This is a genomic window from Paenibacillus sp. LPE1-1-1.1 (genome assembly GCF_040676435.1).
Lineage (GTDB): Bacteria > Bacillota > Bacilli > Paenibacillales > Paenibacillaceae > Pristimantibacillus.
Window position 1 is genome coordinate 507655 of record NZ_JBEGHY010000034.1, and the last position, 16640, is coordinate 524294.

The window sequence follows — 16640 nt, forward strand, 5'->3', positions numbered from 1 at the left end:
CGGCTGGACATCTTCCGGTCCCTGTCGTATCCCTGTTATCTCCGCCAGAAGGGTTGTAGCGCTATGAACAAACAAGGGAAGATTGCAGCATTATTTTTACTGCCCTATTTGCTTATTTTCACCGTTTTTCGCTTCGGGCCGAGTATGGCGGGCTTGTTCGTCGGCTTCACGAAATGGAATATCGTTGGCGATGCCACTTTCGCCGGCTTAGACAACTTCGAGAAGCTGTTTCGCGATCCGATGTTTTATACGTCCTTGAAGAACACGATGCTGTTCTTGCTTATGGTTTTGCCTCCACTTGTCGTATTCAGCTTGCTGCTTGCCGTATTGCTTAATCAGAAGCTTCGCTACCGCAATGCCGTTAGAACGGTTTCCATCATTCCATACGTCCTGATTCCCGCCGTAGTGGGAATTATTTGGAACTGGCTGTACGATAACAATTTCGGGATATTGAATTATTATTTGAAGATGATCGGAATCGCGCCGATTGAATGGCTGACTAGCGACAAATACGCGTTATTTTCCGTAGCGATCGTAACGGTATGGTCTTACATGGGCTATAACATGATTCTGTACCTCGCGGGGCTGCAGGACATTTCGAAGGATTTGTACGAAGCATCGACGATTGACGGTGCGAATAAGTTTCAGACCTTTATGAAAATTACTCTGCCTTTGCTGAAGCCGATTACGTCCATGATCATTACCCTCACGCTCATTAACGCCATCCAAATATTTGACCAAATATTTGTGATGACGAACGGCGGACCGGGGACAGCGACATTGACGCTTGTGCAGTATTTGTACGGAACCGCCTTCCAAAATTATAATCTCGGTTACGGTTCGACGCTCGGCATAGCGATTGTTGTCATATTGATCGTGTTAGTCCAAATTCAATCCAGATTCTTCAAGCTTGATAACTAGGAGTGAGCGATACATGAATGTGAAAAAAATATCCGTATATGTTTTGATGGCCTTTATAGGGATCATTTTCTTGTTTCCGCTTTTTTGGTCGCTTATTTCTTCAGTAAAGCCGGAGAATCAAATTATAAGCTATCCGCCGCGCTGGATTCCTGAGCATTTTACGTTCAGCAACTATTCGCTCGTGCTTAAGAATCATCCCTTTCTCACCTGGATGTGGAACAGCGTCTTTATTACGGTTGCCTCTACGATTCTAGTGCTTATTCTAACCACGTTGGCTGCATACGCCTTTGGCCGTTTGGAGTTCAGAGGGAAGAAGCTGATCTTTACTTTAGTTGTTTCTATGCTGCTTATTCCGATTCAAGCGTATATCGTTCCTTTGTTTCTGCTTGTCTCGGAGCTTGGCCTCCTCAATACATTCGCTTCGATTATTCTAGTAGCAGGCGCGAACGTAACGAGCGTGTTTATTCTGACGAGCTTTTTCAAGAGTATTCCGAAGGAGCTGGAGGAAGCGGCGCGTATAGACGGCTGCAAGGATTTTGGCATATTCTCGCGAATCATGCTGCCGCTCTCGAAGCCGGCTGTCTCCACGGTAACCATTCTGATGTTTATTACGAACTGGAACAATTTCCTCTGGCCGCTTATTGCGATTAGAGACAACTCGTTGAAGCCATTGACGGTTGGTATTGCCCAGTTCATGGGCGGAGCTAATTCGACAGCGCAGTTCCAATACGGCACTTCGCTTGCGGGTGCATGTATGGCAATCATTCCGTCTATCATCGTATTTCTGTCGCTGCAGCGTTATTTTGTTGAAGGGATCGCGAATACAGGTATTAAGGGTTAACCGAAGGCAGCTATTGCATAGTGCTATAGGAGGCGCATCATGTATACAACCTTAACGAAAGAGCTTATATTCAGCAGCGAACCTCCATTCTCCAGCTGCCATGCTTCCCATTTCGTTGTCTTGCCAGACGGGGATATTTTGGTTGCTTGGTTTGCCGGCAGTAAGGAGGGCGAGGGAGACATTGCGATTTGGTGCTCAAGAAGGCGCCAAGGGAACTGGACGAAGCCGGTTGTGCTCGCGGACGAAGAGGACCTGCCGCATTGGAACCCTGTTTTTCATCAGAAGAACAACGGTGAGCTTATCCTCTATTACAAAGTAGGAGCCTTGCTCAAAGAATGGTATACAAGGTATAAAGTTTCGATGGATAAAGGCGAAACATGGTCAGATCCGCTCGAGCTTGTGGAGGGAGACCGCGGAGGAAGAGGGCCGGTAAGGAATAAGCTCATTGTGCTGTCAGACGGCACTTGGTTAGCTCCGGCATCTACGGAGGATGGCATTTGGCAAGCGTTCACCGACCGCTCGGAGGATGGCGGTATCACCTGGACGAAGAGCGGCTCAGTCGTGATCCAAGGCTTGGATTACAGCGGCATAGAGGAAGTAATGGATAGCGGCATTCCGGTATCGAAGCAGTCCTTCTCCGGACGGGGCGTCATTCAGCCTACCTTATGGGAGTCGAGGCCGGGACATGTCCACATGCTGCTGCGAAGCACGGAAGGGCGCATTTACCGCAGCGATTCGGAGGACGGGGGCAGAACTTGGTCGCAGGCCTATCCGACAGAGCTTCCGAATAATAACAGCGGTATTGATTTGGTTAAGCTGGGTAATGGAACTTTGGTGCTTGCTTATAACCCGGTGGGCAAGAATTGGGGCGAGAGGTCGCCTCTGGTACTGAGCGCTTCCCTGGATAACGGTTTAACCTGGGAACCCCCTTATATTTTGGAGGATGAGGAAGGCGAGTTTTCTTACCCTGCGATTCTAGCAGACGGCAATCAGTTATTCATAACTTATACATGGAAAAGAGAGAACATTGCATTTTGCATGATTAACCTTTCATAGGATGAATAAGATAAGACGGAGTAAGAGGGAGAACCGGATGAACATGAAGATATCGACAGGCGTATGGCCGACAATGGTCACCCCGTTTACAGAAGATAATAAAATTGATTATAAGGTGCTTGAGAAGGCGATAGAATGGTATATCCGCAAAGGAGTTGATGGGCTATTCGCGGTATGCCAATCGAGCGAGATGTTCTATTTAAGCTTGGAGGAGAGAGTAGAGCTTGCGGCTTTTGTAAAGGAAAAGGCTGCCGGGCGCGTACCGGTTATTGCTTCCGGCCATATTTCTGATTCCTTTGAGGATCAAGTAGAAGAGCTGCAGGCCATCGCGGCCACGGGCATCGATGCGTTAGTGCTCATTACGAATCGGCTGGCACGCGAGGATGAATCCGATGAGGTATGGCTGGAGAATCTGGAGAAGCTTATGGCAGAGCTTCCTGAATCGGTGCCGCTTGGTTTTTACGAATGCCCCTATCCTTATAAGAGGTTGATATCGCCGTCGTTATTGAAGTGGTGCGCTGAAACGGACAGGTTTCTATTCCTTAAGGATACGAGCTGCGACATTGCTAATATGACGGAGAAAATGCAAGCGGTGCAAGGGACCGGCTTAAACCTGTATAACGCGAATACCGCTACGCTGCTGGAGACGCTGAAGCTGGGAGTAACCGGTTATAGCGGCGTGATGGCCAATTTCCATCCAGAGCTGTATGTAAAGCTTATGCATGACGGCTTAGATCAGCCGAGGGAAGCGGAGCAGCTCATTAATTTCCTAAGCCTCGCTTCTTTGATCGAGAAGCAGCTGTATCCGGTCAACGCCAAATATTACTTAATGCTCGAAGGGGTATACGACAATTACAACTGCCGCTCCAAAAACGCTGACGAGTTCACGCCAACAAATCGATTAGAAGTGGAACAGCTGCATCGGTTAACTGAAACGTATGCCAAGTCGTACGCGAAAAAAAATTGATGGATAAACGGTAAATTACAGGGGGCAGGATAGATGGAGAAGAAGCGGGGCGGAAGCGCTGTGATGAAACAGCTGAAGCATATTCGATTGCAGCAGGAAGAAAGAAGCGCTGCCATATGATCGTTGGCGATATTCAGCATCTCGCGCAGGAGATCCAGTTCTATCCCCAGGCTGTCCGCAGAGCTTTGGAGCATTTGCTATCAGGCGGGCTTGCCGATAAGGAGCCGGGGAGATATGAGCTGGCAGAAGAAGGGCTTATGTACGCTTTTGTGCAGCAAATCGTTACGCAGCCGAGCAGTGAGCAGAGATTGGAGTCACATAGTACTTATGTAGACATTCAGTACGTCGTAAGCGGGGAAGAAAGAATCGATTTTATTAGGCTCTCTGATCATCTTGTAGTCGAAGAGCAGGATTTGGCTGTCCGGGATATTGTTTATTACGCAAGGATGGAGAATCAAGAATCCAGTCTGGTGCTGACACAAGGCCAGTTTGCCGTCTTCTATCCCTCCGATATACACCGTCCGTGTTGCGCGGTGGATGAGCCCGGTGAACTGAAAAAAATCGTTATAAAGATTCATAAGCAGTTATGGAATAACCAGTATGATTAGTCGAAGAAGGGGCAGCCCCAAAAGGTTATAGACCTTTTGGGGCTGCCCCTTCTTCATAAATTGCATAAATAAGTGTTCATATAAATAAAGTTTTAGTCTGGGGTTGTTGATCACACGCGGTTTTTGAATCGAAAAATCGGCAGACTTCGAAAAATTAGTTTTATTTCATAAATTACATAAAAAACAGATCTATCCCACGAGATATAGAATTCACTGACGTCCATATAAAGAATCGCTAACGTTCTCCGTTAGCGTGATGCAGGTGAGAATATTTTAATGTATCCACGTGGCCTACACCTTCGGATAAACAACAATTGAAGAATCAACCATTTAATTATTTTTTTAAGCACATTGTAAACTTTTTAGTTTACTGTTTTATATCAAATTTAACATTAATATTAATTAAAAAAATATTTTTTGGGGTATAGAGGGTTTTATCACATAATGATTAGGAAAGTATTAAAACGTTTAGAATCTTTTCTCAAACCTTTAAATATATTATATAAACTGAATAAATGCAATAATGCTGACTGTCTCTGTATTTTTATCCAGTTTTTTGGAAATGACAAATAAGCTGACATCCTTTATATTATGAATTGTGAACGAGACGCTGGTGAACATCGCGTTCATTTCATAACCTTTGTTACTCCTCCGGTGTTTGAGAGTCACCAGAGGAACCTTGGCCCCAGCTTTACAAACTGGGGTTCTCTTTTTTAGTTATTAACAAAAATGAAGGTTTAGCCTACCGTTATTTTTAATCATGAACCAATTCTTGAAGAACATCCATTCATTTCATAACCTTTTTTACTCAGCGGTTGAGAGGAACATTGAGTCCACGAACTATATCGGTTTTATTCTCGTAAAATGAAGGTTTAGCCGAAATTTTTAAATAAGTTTACCTGCCATCTAGGCATTTCACATATTTTATTAAACGTAACTTAAGGTGAAATTGTTTCACGCATTCGAAAAAAATTATAAAAGTAAAAATTCATCCTATGATCAAGATCTTATGCCTTCGTTTCTGCCTATTAGCTTAATAAAATGAGCAGGCCGTCGCAGCGCCTGTTATAATACTTTCCGCCCAGTTACACTCGTGCTAAGTGAATTATTCTATAACTATCCATGTTATCCTTTGTAAGGAAGCGGCGATAATCGTTTACCCTTGCGTTCTGCCGAGCGCGGCCTGGCGCCGATAAGACATCGGTGTCATTCCGGTGGACGTACGGAATTGGTGGAAAAAATGCGAAAGATCGCCAAAGCCGGTTTGTCCGGCAATATCTATCATGGGCAAGGAGGTCTCAATTAATAGACCTTTCGCTTTGCTCAGCCGGTATTCATTCAAGAAACGCTTGACCGAATAACCGGTCGTTTCCTTGAAAAGCCGAAACAGGCGGGATCGCGACACCGGAAATTTACGCAGCAGGTCGTCTATATGCAGCTCCTCGCGGTAGGAGGCTGCGAGATAAGCGACAACGTCTCCGATGAGCCTCTCGTCTTCGGATAATGTTTCCCTCTGAGCATGCGGCTCCTCATGCTTTCTAATCATAAGCAGCACAAGCTCTGACATACATCGCAGCACTGAGAGTTCACGAAATGGCAGGTTCGAGGCGAGCGAAGCGCTGAGCTCCTCCAGCAGCAGGCGTGCCTGCTCGAATTGCGGAGCCGGAAGGAAATAATGCCGGCCGGAGGCTCCGCCCGTCAGAAGGCTGCCGATTCCTTCTTCCATATCCGGACATGCCTGGTCGAGGCGATTCAGGTAAGAGTCGCTTACGGACAGCACGTAACGATCAAAGTCCTGTTCCGGCTTGGAGAACGGATGATGCAGCACATGCGGAGCAATGACGGTGAGCGTTCCCGCATGAAGAGGGTAGAGATTATTCTCCACGATATAGGAGCCGGTACCGCGCAAGCAGAGATAAATTTCGTAACCATCGTGATGGTGAAGCGCCTTGCGGCCAAGCGGTCCCGTACGAAGCTCGCAATGAACCGGGTATTTGGCCAAAAACAGGTTCGTGAATTCATCAAGGACAGAGCTGGCCGGCTGTTCGAATCGTTCGCGTGTCATGCGGCTTCCTCCCATACGAAATGATGGATGTACCTATATGATAGCATGCGGCTCACCCATTCGGGATGAGCCGGATCAGCCAAATCAAAAAGGGGAATGTTTCGCGGCCGATAACGCCTGCTTAAACATTCCCCTTTTTATATTACTTTGAAACGACTGCTTTGGCGATTGCGGACGCGCCAGTCATTTAGGCTTGCAAAGCTGCTACAATGCCGTTTGCTCCAGGATGACATAGCCGTAGGCCGGCAGCGCAAGCTGAAGCTTGCCTTCAACCGTGCTTATTGCCTTGGTAAGCCCATCAGCGCTTCCGCCCTCGCTTGACAGGAGCGTTAACCATGCCGATTCAACGGGCGCGGTTACCTCATCTGTAACTGCAACTGTTAAATCTGCGCTGCTGTCAGCTGCCGCCGAGCCGTCAGCAAAAACCGGTACATCCGAATCCGCTTTGCCGGAGAACCCGGCAAACGCGATCTCATGAGGCAGCGCGCCTTGATTAGTTGGCGCAGCCTCAATCGCGAAGCTCAGATCAGCAGCCTCGCCGCGCGCATTCAGCGCGATAAGCAGGCGCTGATCGCCGTCGCGGCGCTCATATACCAAGGTGCCGTCTGCTGCGCCGACATGCACGAAGGAAATATCCGCGCTGCGGAGCGCGCGGTATTTGTGGCGAAGCCCTATTGCCGACGTGTAGAAGGCGAGCAGCTCGCGATTTTGCTCAGCCGGGTCCCACACCATGCATTTGCGGCAGCCGGGGTCGCCCGCGCCGTTAATCCCTACCTCATCCCCGTAATAAATACATGGGGTTCCAGGGTAAGTCAGCTGGAACAACGACGAAAGCTTCATGGATTCCGTGTTGTCCCCGCAAATGGTAAGCAGGCGGGGTGTATCGTGACTATCGAGCAAGTTGAAAGCGGCTTCGGTTACCTGCTGCGGATAAGCGGCAAGCTGCGAGCCGATGGCATTCGCGAAGTCGGCGGCATCGATGGTCTGGTAAGCAAAGAAATCAAGCACGGCGTTCGTGAACGGATAGTTCATGACCGCATCGAATTGATCGCCCTGCAGCCACATCATCGAGTCATGCCAAATTTCACCCAGGATATAGGCCTCCGGATTGACCTTTTTCACGGTCTGGCGGAATTCGCGCCAAAATTGGTGGTCGACCTCATTGGCCACGTCAAGCCGCCAGCCGTCGATGCCGATTTCCTCGATCCAGAATCGTGCAACCTCGAACAAGTATTGCTTTACCTCGGGATGCTCGGTGTTCAGCTTCGGCATGAGCGGCTCGAAAGCAAACGTCTCGTAAGAAGGGACACCGTCTACCACCTGCAGCGGCCATTCCCGCACATAGAACCAGTCTGCGTATTTCGACTGCTGTCCGTTTATCTGCGCATCCACAAACGGAGGGAAGGTTTTGCCCGAGTGGTTGAACACCGCATCCAGCAGGACGCGAATGCCGCGGGCATGGCAGGCATCCACCAGCTCCTTCAGCTTCTCGTTGGTTCCGAACTGGGGATCGACCTTCATATAATCCTGTGTATCATATTTATGATTCGTCGTCGCTTCGAACAGCGGCGTAAAATAAACGGCATTAATGCCCAGCGCCGAAATGTGGTCCAAATGATCGATTACGCCCTGCAAATCGCCGCCAAAGAAATTATAAGGAGTCGGCTCGCCGCCCCAAGGCAGTACATTCGCGGGATCGAGCGATGGATCGCCGTTCGCGAAGCGCTCCGGAAATATTTGATAGAAGACCGCATCCTTCACCCAAGCCGGCGGCTCGAATACGTCGATGGGATTAATATAAGGGAAATCGAAAAACGTATTCGGATTATCCGGCAGCATTAGCTCGAAGCCTTTATCGGTAAGCAGAATGCTTTCAGAACCGCTGGTTAAACGAAAGGCATAACGCAGACGGCGGAAAGGAGGGAGGACAGCCGTTTCCCAATAATCGAATCGTGCATCCGAGGATAAAATGCGCATGGGGACCGTTGTGATGGTTTGCTCCCAAGCATACTTATCGCCGACAATCGCTTCAACCGAGGCCACATCGTCTTTTTTGGTGCGCAAACGAAGGTGCAGCGTCTTTCCGTCGTAGGCGTAAGCCCAGTTTTGCTTCGGCCTGTGATATACCGCTTCTAATAACATGATAATCGCTCCTTATGGATGAAATAAATAAAGGGTGAAAACGCGAAAAAAGGTACAACCTCTGCTCATAAAAGCCGAGGTTGTACCTTTTCCCATCAAACGTTCAGGCGCCGCTCACGCGAAGCATATTGCGAACAAATGGTTGCGGTAGCATTGCCTTTCTATTGTAACTCTCAACACGTTTATTATACATAATTTGCACGTTTTGTACTAGTACGTTTACGAAAAAAAATTACGCGTGAACCGCTTCATGCGCTTGCGATTCCAAGAAGCGTTCACAATCCAGCGCTGCCATGCATCCGCTGCCGGCAGCCGTAATCGCTTGACGGTAATTGCGGTCCTGAACGTCGCCGCATGCGTATACGCCTGGAATGTTCGTCTCCGAGGTGCCTGGCTTCACGATAATGTAGCCCTGCTCATCGGTGTCGATTTGTCCGCCTAGGAAGCCGGTATTCGGCGTGTGTCCAATGGTAACAAACAGGCCGTCCGACTCGAGCAGCTCTTCTTCGCCTGTTTCATTATTGCGCACCTTCAACCCTTGCAAGCCCATGCCTGTCGCAGCCACTTCAAGCGGCGTGCGGTTTAAGCTCCAAACGATTTTATCATTGGCGCGGGCGCGGTCCTGCATGATTTTTGAAGCGCGAAGCTCATCGCGGCGGTGCACGAGTCTAACCTCCGACGCGAAGCGGGTAAGGAACACGGCTTCTTCCATCGCCGAGTCGCCTCCGCCGACGACAATAATCTTTTTGCCGCGGAAGAAGAAACCGTCACAGGTCGCGCAGGTGCTTACGCCGCGTCCGATATTTTCTTGCTCGCCCGGTATGCCGAGGTATCTGGCCGAAGCGCCCGTTGAGATAATGATCGAATCGGCTTGCAGCTCGCCGATGCCTTCCACGTCGAGCGTGTAAGGGCGCTTGCTGAAGTCCACGCTTTTGACGGAGCCTGTTTTGAATTTCGCGCCGAAGCGCTGTGCTTGCTTACGCATATTGGACATGAGCTCGCTGCCCAGAATACCTTCGGGGAATCCAGGGAAGTTTTCTACCTCGGTCGTCGTCGTAAGCTGGCCGCCAGGCTGCCAGCCTTCAATAACGAGCGGCTCCATGTTCGCGCGGGCCAAATAAATGGCAGCCGTCAATCCGGCAGGACCCGTACCAATAATAATCGTTTTGTAAGTCATCTATAATCTCCTCCATTTCGGATGTTTATCGGATAATAAGTACTACTTTAAAATTATTACAATCTAGCTCCAAAGTCAATATCGTTCATGTAACGTTCATGTTCGTATTGTATGCTAATTTGAGCGACTGCATAAGCCAGACTGGAGGACGATTGAAATGCCCAAAATTGTTGTTGTAGATGATGATCCGAACATTCGCGAGCTGGTCGGTCTTTTTTTGAAAAGAGAAGGCTGCCAGGTTATGGAAGCTATAGATGGCGTAGACGCATTGGAGAAGCTGGAGGCGGTCCGTCCCGATTTGGCGATTATCGATGTTATGATGCCCCGTATGGACGGCTGGGCGCTTTGCGCCGCAATGCGCGCCAGCTATGATATTCCGCTGCTCATGCTGACGGCAAAAGGAGAAACGACGCAGAAGGTAAAAGGCTTTGAGCTGGGGGCGGACGACTATATGGTCAAGCCGTTTGATCCGCCGGAGCTGGTCGTGCGGGTCAAGGCCTTGCTCAAAAGATACCGGATCACCGCGTCGCAGACGGTCGAATTCGGCGGCGTTATAATGAACCAAACCGACTTTCATATGTCAGCGGACGGAGAGAAGGTGACCTTGCCGCCAAAGGAATTCGAGCTGCTGTTCAAGCTGGCCAGCTACCCGGGAAAAACCTTTGCGCGCGACCAGCTCATCGAACAGATTTGGGGCATGGACTACGAGGGCGACGAGCGGACGGTTGACGTACATATCAAGAGGCTGCGCGACAGGTTTCCCGAGGAGCAATACCGTTTCCGAATCGTAACGATCAGGGGACTCGGGTACAGGCTGGAGGAATGGTCATGATCCGCAGCCTGTATGTCCGCATCACGGCTACTTTTTTAATCATTGTACTTATTAGCATAGGCGTGGCATTTCTATTCACGAATCAAATGTTCAAACGGGATGCACGGGGCCAGCTGCCCAATCAGTTGGAGAAAGCCATTGAGCGTATCGAGCAGCTTTATGCGGTGTCAGAGCCGGCATCGATGAAAGAGTTTTTGGAGGAGATGTCGAATCTGCAGGGGCTGTCGATTATCGCGGTCAGCAGCGCCAACCGCCTAGTATCGGTTGGAGAGAGAAGCGATGCCATGGTGGAGAGGCTCACGTACCAGCAGCTGGCAAGCATATTCAGCGGCAGTACGGTGCGCATGGAAATGTTCAACAGGGAGACGGGAAGCCCGCCGCTGCCTCCAGCCATAGGCAGACTGGTGCAATTCGGCGGCGAGAGATGGGCTTTGTTTGTCCAGCCGGATCGTTTTCCGCAAAACAGCAACTTTATTTGGACAGCCGTGACGCTGCTCGTCACTTTGCTGGTCGTTGGATGCGTGCTTATTTTGGTAGCGGCCCGTTATCTCGTGAGGCCTTTAAAAATGATGACCAATGCGGCGAGAAGGATGTCGGAGGGCGACTTCAGCGTGCGTTTGCCTGCAAGACGGGGCGACGAGCTCGGCGAGCTCGCCGAGGGCATGAACAAGATGGCGCTCAGCTTGTCGCAGCTTGAAATGATGCGCCAGGATTTCGTATCGAATGTGTCCCATGAAATCCAGTCGCCGCTCACCTCCATCGGGGGCTTTGCCGAGGCGCTCCGCAGCGGGGAAGTGACGGAAGCCGAGCGGGACCGCTATATCAGCATCATTAAGCAGGAAAGCATGCGCCTTTCGCGTCTTAGCGAAAATTTGCTTAACCTGGCATCGCTGGACTCGCAGCAGCATCCGTTTCACCCGCAGCCATATCGGCTGGACCGCCAGCTGCGGGACGTCGTGCTTGCCTGCGAGCCGCAGTGGATAGCCAAGCGGCAAACGGTAGAGCTTCTAATGGAGGAAACGGTCATTACGGCAGACCGCGACCAGCTCAATCAGGTATGGATGAACCTATTGGCGAACAGCATGAAATTTACGCCCGAGGACGGTAAAATCTTTTTTTCGCTGACCGGGCAGGACGGCTTCGCGGTGGTCCGAATTTCCGATACGGGGATCGGCATTAGCGAAGAGGACCGGGAGCGCGTATTCGAACGGTTTTATAAGGGAGACGTGTCGCGTGACCGCAGCCAGGGAGGCAGCGGCCTTGGGCTGTCCATTGCGCAAACCATTGCCCATATCCATGGAGGGAGCATTATGCTTGACCCCGGGGTCGATCAGCTTGCGGGCGCAAGCTTTATCATACGGCTCCCGTTCACGCCGCCGGCTTAATCGCGATGACCGGCGCCTTGCCTGACGGGCGCGTTTATAGAGGATGTAAACATGGCTAATCGGGAATGGAGCGGTTATGATGGAGGTAGCCTATACAATTCATGCAACGTTCTGGGGGAGAAGCTCGAATGGAAAAGCGGATACGGAAAGCGATCATACCCGCAGGGGGACTCGGGACAAGGTTTTTGCCGGCAACCAAGGCACAGCCAAAAGAAATGCTCCCGATCATCGACAAGCCTGCCATTCAATATATCGTGGAAGAGGCGGTGCAATCCGGCATCGACAGCATCGTGATCGTCAGCGGGCGCAACAAACGGGCCATCGAGGATCATTTTGACAAGTCGGCAGAGCTGGAAATGGAGCTTGAGGCGCGGCATAACGAGGAAATGCTGGAGATGGTGCAAAAAATATCGCAGCTGGCCGACATCTATTACGTAAGGCAGAAGGAGCCGCTGGGACTTGGCCATGCTGTATTGTGCGCGCGCCGCTTCATCGTGGACGAGCCCTTTGCGGTATTGCTCGGCGACGATATTTTGAAATCCGATCCGCCGTGCTTGCGCCAAATGATCGACATTTATGAGCGGGAGCAATCTTCGGTCGTCGCCGTTATGGAGGTGCCGTGGGATCAGACCCATAAATACGGCATCGTCGATATGGAACCGGGCAAGCAGATAGCCCGCGTCCGCGATATCATCGAGAAGCCGGCGCCGGGACAAGCTCCTTCCAATTATGCGGTTGTCGGCCGCTACGTTCTGGATCCTGCGATATTTGGACTGCTGGAGAAAGCGGCGCCAGGCAAAGCGGGCGAGATCCAGTTGACCGACAGCCTGCAGCAATTAAACCGAATGGCCTCGTTAACCGCGTTTCGCTTTGACGGCCGCCGTCATGATGTGGGCGATAAGCTCGGCTTTGTCCAAGCGACCATTGATTTTGCGTTGGAGCGCGCGGATCTTGGCGATGAGGTTAGAAGGTACCTGCAGGCGCGACTGCGGGAAACGAAGGCATAAACTCATAAAGAGAATCCAGGACCGCCGGTGGCGGTTCTTTTTTTATGGATAAGGAAGCTTATTCCTTGTTCCTATCCGGATAAGATCATGTACGTACAAGTTTCGCTTATGCTATACTACTAGGCATACAACTAACGGAGCTGAGAGAATAACAATATTGATCCGAATCAAGTGCCTTCCGTGCTGGTTAACAGCCACGCGCCGTTCTGCTGGGGCAAGGACCCGCATAATGCGGTTCATAACGCGGTCGTTCTTGAGGAATGCGCAAAGATGGCCTTGCATACGTTCCAGCTTAATCCGAATGTGCAGCTAATGGATCAAGCTTTGTTAGATCGTCATTATTTACGCAAGCATGGAGCAAATGCCTACTACGGCCAAAAATAAGGGGGATTCGGATAATGAGCAAAAAATACGCAATCGGTGTCGACTACGGCACGCAATCGGGTCGCGCCGTACTTATTGATTTGTCTAACGGCGCTGAGGTAGCGGAGCACGTTACGCCATATACGCATCATGTTATCGATGAGAAGCTTCCTGTCTCCGACATTAAGCTTGAGCATGACTGGGCGCTGCAGCATCCGCTTGATTATATCGAAGTGCTTGAACGGTCCGTTCCCGCTGTCATGAAGGAATCGGGAATCGATCCTGCCGAGGTCATTGGACTCGGCATCGACTTTACGGCATGCACCATGCTTCCGATCGATGAAAAGGGAGAGCCGCTTTGCGTGCAGGATTCCTACAAGGATAATCCGCATAGCTGGGTAAAGCTCTGGAAGCATCACGCGGCCCAGGATGAGGCTAATCTTATCAATGAGATGGCTGCTCAGCGTGGAGAGAAGTGGGTACCGCGTTACGGCGGCAAAATTTCCTCCGAATGGATGATGGCAAAGGCTTGGCAAATTTTGAACGAAGCGCCTGAGATCTATGAAACGGCGGATAAATTCGTGGAAGCGACCGACTGGGTTATCGGCCAGCTGACAGGCAATATCGTTCGCAACAGCTGTACGGCCGGATACAAAGGCATGTGGCATAAACAAGAAGGATATCCTAGCAAAGACTTTTTCAAAGCGCTTGATCCGCGCCTTGAGAATTTGACGGAAACGAAGCTGCGCGGCGAGGTAGTGCCGCTCGGCTCCAAGGCTGGCGACTTGCTGCCGGAGCTTGCGGCCCGCATCGGACTGGCGCCGGGCACGGCGATTGCCGTTGGCAACGTCGATGCGCATGCGGCTGTACCTGGCGTCGGCGTCGTAACGCCGGGCAAGCTGGTTATGGCGATGGGCACATCGATTTGCCACATGCTCCTCGGCACGGAGGAGAAGGAAGTTGAAGGCATGTGCGGCGTCGTAGAAGACGGCATCATCCCTGGTTACTTCGGCTATGAAGCGGGTCAATCCGCGGTTGGCGATATTTTCGAATGGTTCGTTGAGGAGTCGGTTCCTGCTTACGTATTTGAAGAAGCGGAAAAAGCCGGAGAAAACGTACATGTTTATTTAACGCGCAAAGCGAACGAGCTGAAGGCCGGCGAGTCCGGACTGCTTGCGCTGGACTGGTGGAACGGCAACCGCTCCGTATTGGTAGACACGGATCTTACCGGTACGATTGTTGGCTTGACGCTGCTCACTAAGCCTTGGGAGATCTATCGCTCCCTGCTTGAAGCAACTGCATTCGGCACGCGCAAGATCGTCGATGCTTTCCGCAATAACGGCGTAGAGGTCAACGAATTGTATGCCTGCGGCGGATTGCCGCAGAAAAACGCGCTGCTTATGCAAATCTATGCGGACGTAACGAATCGCGAGATCAAGGTCGCGGCTTCGAAGCAAACGCCGGCGCTGGGCGCGGCGATGTTCGGAGCGGTAGCGGCAGGCGCAGAAAAGGGCGGCTTTGACAGCATCGTCGAAGCGGCTCAAAGCATGGCACGTGTACGTGAAGAGACGTTCAAGCCGATTCCCGGGAACGTGGCGGTATACGAGAAGCTGTATGCGGAATACAATCTGCTTCATGACTATTACGGCCGTGGTTCTAACGATGTTATGAAACGTCTAAAAGCGATTAAAGAAGAGCAGGCTTTAGCCGGCTTTCATGATTAAAAGACGGTTTCCGCATGAAAAGAAACCCGTGACCGGCCTGAGGCCAACATGAAAAAAGCATATGGCCTATTCGGAAGAAGATAGGGCTCTCCTTTAAGCAGCGGTGCTGCTTTTGGGAGGAGCCCTGTCTTTTTTTTATGTGAGCTGCCGATGGAAACATGGCGATTCGGATAGGAATTCAGCCTGCTATACCGATTAAAAAATTTCCACCAATAAAAAATGGAGATCATTTACTTTTTGAGATAGAATAGATAAATGTGTGTAGAGAGAATCAAGGCTGGGGGATGAACGGAAGTGTATTGCCATCATTGCGGGAAGAAGCGGACAGATGATGCGATTTATTGCAGCCAGTGCGGAAGATTGCTTGCAACGGATGAGGACAGCGCAGCAAATGCAGGTGCTGAGCGGACGTTAGTCCTGCTGGAGACGGCTGCTTCTATAGAGACGGATCGGGGAAACAAGCGGGCTGCCATATCCATGGACACCCGGAAGCGCGGCGCTAAGGGCTCGCTGTGGGCATGGCTGCTGCCTATCATTCTAGCACTCGTTACGGCGGGTTCTGTTTTTGGCTACTATATATATCAAGCAGGAATTAATGACAGCGTGATTAAGCTTCAGGCGGAGGCGAAATCCGCGGCGCTGGCAGGCAGGTATGACGAAGCGCAGGCGTTGCTTAAAGAAGCTGCAGAAGCGCGGCCAGCCTTTGCGGCGGTACAGAAGGACGCTGAGATCGTTGCAATTGCCGCGGAACTGTCGCAGTCGGTGACTGCGGCAGCCAAGCTGCTGGAGGAACAGAAGCTTGCCGAAGCGGAGCAGACGATCGAGAAAGCGGGAAACGAGCTGGACGGGCATACCGAGCCGATCTTTACGAGGGTAAAGGAGCAGTTGGACAACTATTCGGTGAAGCTGGGCGTAATGAAGCTGACTGTAGAGCTCGCCGATGCGAAGACCGTCGATGAGCTGGCGGCAAAGCTTAATGTTGCTAAACATTTAGAGGGTGAAGAAGCAGCCGCTGTGAGGGAGCAGATCGTGGCGAAGATCGTAGATATCAGCTTGAAGGAAGCCGAATCGCTGCTCAAGAAGAAAAACTACTCAGACGCTTTGGATGCTGCTTCGAAGGGGCTGACCTACGCCAAGGATAACCCTAAATTAGCTGAGCTGGAGAAAAAAATCACCGAAGCCCGGGCAGATTACGAGAAGGATGAGCAGCAGCGGCTGGAGCAAGCGATGCAGCAAGCGGCGGCCGAGGATCTCAAAAACCAAACGGCAGCTGTCGAGGTGATCCAAATCGATTCGACGCTTGATGAGTTCGGTGATTTGAATATCGCAGGCGAGCTTAAAAACGCGGCTACGCGTCCGATCTATTCGATCACCGTGAAATTCATTGTCTACGACGCGGAAGGCAACGAGGTAGGCTCGGGCACGGCCGTGGCTTCTCCTGATTACGTGGAGCCAGGCGAGAAAATAACCTTTACGAGCACCGTATACGGTGTTTATGTCGAGAATACAACCGTCGTCGTTGACCATGCGACTTGGTATTTGGATTAAGGGG

General features: G+C 50.8%; 13 protein-coding genes and 1 pseudogene. 11 read left to right on the top strand and 3 right to left on the bottom strand.

Annotation, left to right across the window (positions count from 1 at the left end; translation table 11 throughout):
• Window positions 1-63: 63 nt before the first annotated feature.
• From MRBLPE1_RS25380 to MRBLPE1_RS25400, 5 genes are all read left to right on the top strand, one after another.
• Complete coding sequence (locus MRBLPE1_RS25380) at window positions 64-921, top strand: carbohydrate ABC transporter permease (RefSeq protein WP_364150841.1); 858 nt, start codon at window positions 64-66, stop codon at window positions 919-921.
• 13 nt (window positions 922-934) lie between these two features.
• A complete protein-coding gene (locus MRBLPE1_RS25385; protein ID WP_364150843.1) occupies window positions 935-1762 on the top strand; it encodes a carbohydrate ABC transporter permease in 828 nt (275 codons plus the stop codon).
• Between the two features lie 39 nt (window positions 1763-1801).
• The gene (locus MRBLPE1_RS25390) at window positions 1802-2818 is read left to right on the top strand and encodes a sialidase family protein (protein ID WP_364150846.1); all 1017 of its coding nucleotides are present in this window, start codon (window positions 1802-1804) and stop codon (window positions 2816-2818) included.
• Between the two features lie 37 nt (window positions 2819-2855).
• Window positions 2856-3785 (top strand): dihydrodipicolinate synthase family protein, encoded by a 930-nt coding sequence (locus MRBLPE1_RS25395; protein WP_364150849.1) that lies wholly within the window; start codon window positions 2856-2858, stop codon window positions 3783-3785.
• 116 nt (window positions 3786-3901) lie between these two features.
• Window positions 3902-4393: a YhcH/YjgK/YiaL family protein gene (locus tag MRBLPE1_RS25400; RefSeq protein WP_364150852.1), complete on the top strand. Its 492-nt coding sequence runs from the start codon at window positions 3902-3904 to the stop codon at window positions 4391-4393.
• Between the two features lie 1156 nt (window positions 4394-5549).
• On the opposite strand, the gene MRBLPE1_RS25405 is transcribed toward MRBLPE1_RS25400, so the two are convergent.
• The 3 genes from MRBLPE1_RS25405 to trxB form a co-directional block, all read right to left on the bottom strand.
• A complete protein-coding gene (locus MRBLPE1_RS25405; protein ID WP_364150854.1) occupies window positions 5550-6458 on the bottom strand; it encodes an AraC family transcriptional regulator in 909 nt (302 codons plus the stop codon).
• Between the two features lie 204 nt (window positions 6459-6662).
• On the bottom strand, window positions 6663-8600 hold the full coding sequence (locus tag MRBLPE1_RS25410; protein WP_364150856.1) for a glycoside hydrolase family 13 protein: 1938 nt from the start codon (window positions 8598-8600) through the stop codon (window positions 6663-6665).
• 232 nt (window positions 8601-8832) lie between these two features.
• The gene (gene trxB / locus MRBLPE1_RS25415) at window positions 8833-9777 is read right to left on the bottom strand and encodes a thioredoxin-disulfide reductase (protein WP_364150858.1); all 945 of its coding nucleotides are present in this window, start codon (window positions 9775-9777) and stop codon (window positions 8833-8835) included.
• Between the two features lie 157 nt (window positions 9778-9934).
• Between trxB and MRBLPE1_RS25420 the strand changes: the two genes are divergently transcribed.
• From MRBLPE1_RS25420 to MRBLPE1_RS25445, 6 genes and pseudogenes are all read left to right on the top strand, one after another.
• Entirely contained in the window at window positions 9935-10609 is a 675-nt protein-coding gene (locus MRBLPE1_RS25420) for a response regulator transcription factor (RefSeq protein ID WP_364150861.1), read from the top strand.
• On the top strand, window positions 10606-11994 hold the full coding sequence (locus MRBLPE1_RS25425; protein ID WP_364150863.1) for a sensor histidine kinase: 1389 nt from the start codon (window positions 10606-10608) through the stop codon (window positions 11992-11994). Before MRBLPE1_RS25420 ends, MRBLPE1_RS25425 begins: the two co-directional genes overlap by 4 nt.
• A gap of 128 nt (window positions 11995-12122) precedes the next feature.
• Window positions 12123-13001, top strand: coding sequence for a UTP--glucose-1-phosphate uridylyltransferase GalU (galU, locus tag MRBLPE1_RS25430; RefSeq protein WP_364150865.1), 879 nt, complete (start codon window positions 12123-12125; stop codon window positions 12999-13001).
• Between the two features lie 156 nt (window positions 13002-13157).
• Window positions 13158-13385, top strand: a pseudogene (locus tag MRBLPE1_RS25435) (class II aldolase/adducin family protein); the annotation flags it as partial.
• Between the two features lie 14 nt (window positions 13386-13399).
• A complete protein-coding gene (locus MRBLPE1_RS25440) occupies window positions 13400-15088 on the top strand; it encodes a ribulokinase (RefSeq protein WP_364150867.1) in 1689 nt (562 codons plus the stop codon).
• A gap of 294 nt (window positions 15089-15382) precedes the next feature.
• A complete protein-coding gene (locus tag MRBLPE1_RS25445; RefSeq protein ID WP_364150870.1) occupies window positions 15383-16636 on the top strand; it encodes an FxLYD domain-containing protein in 1254 nt (417 codons plus the stop codon).
• The last annotated feature ends 4 nt before the right edge of the window (window positions 16637-16640 follow it).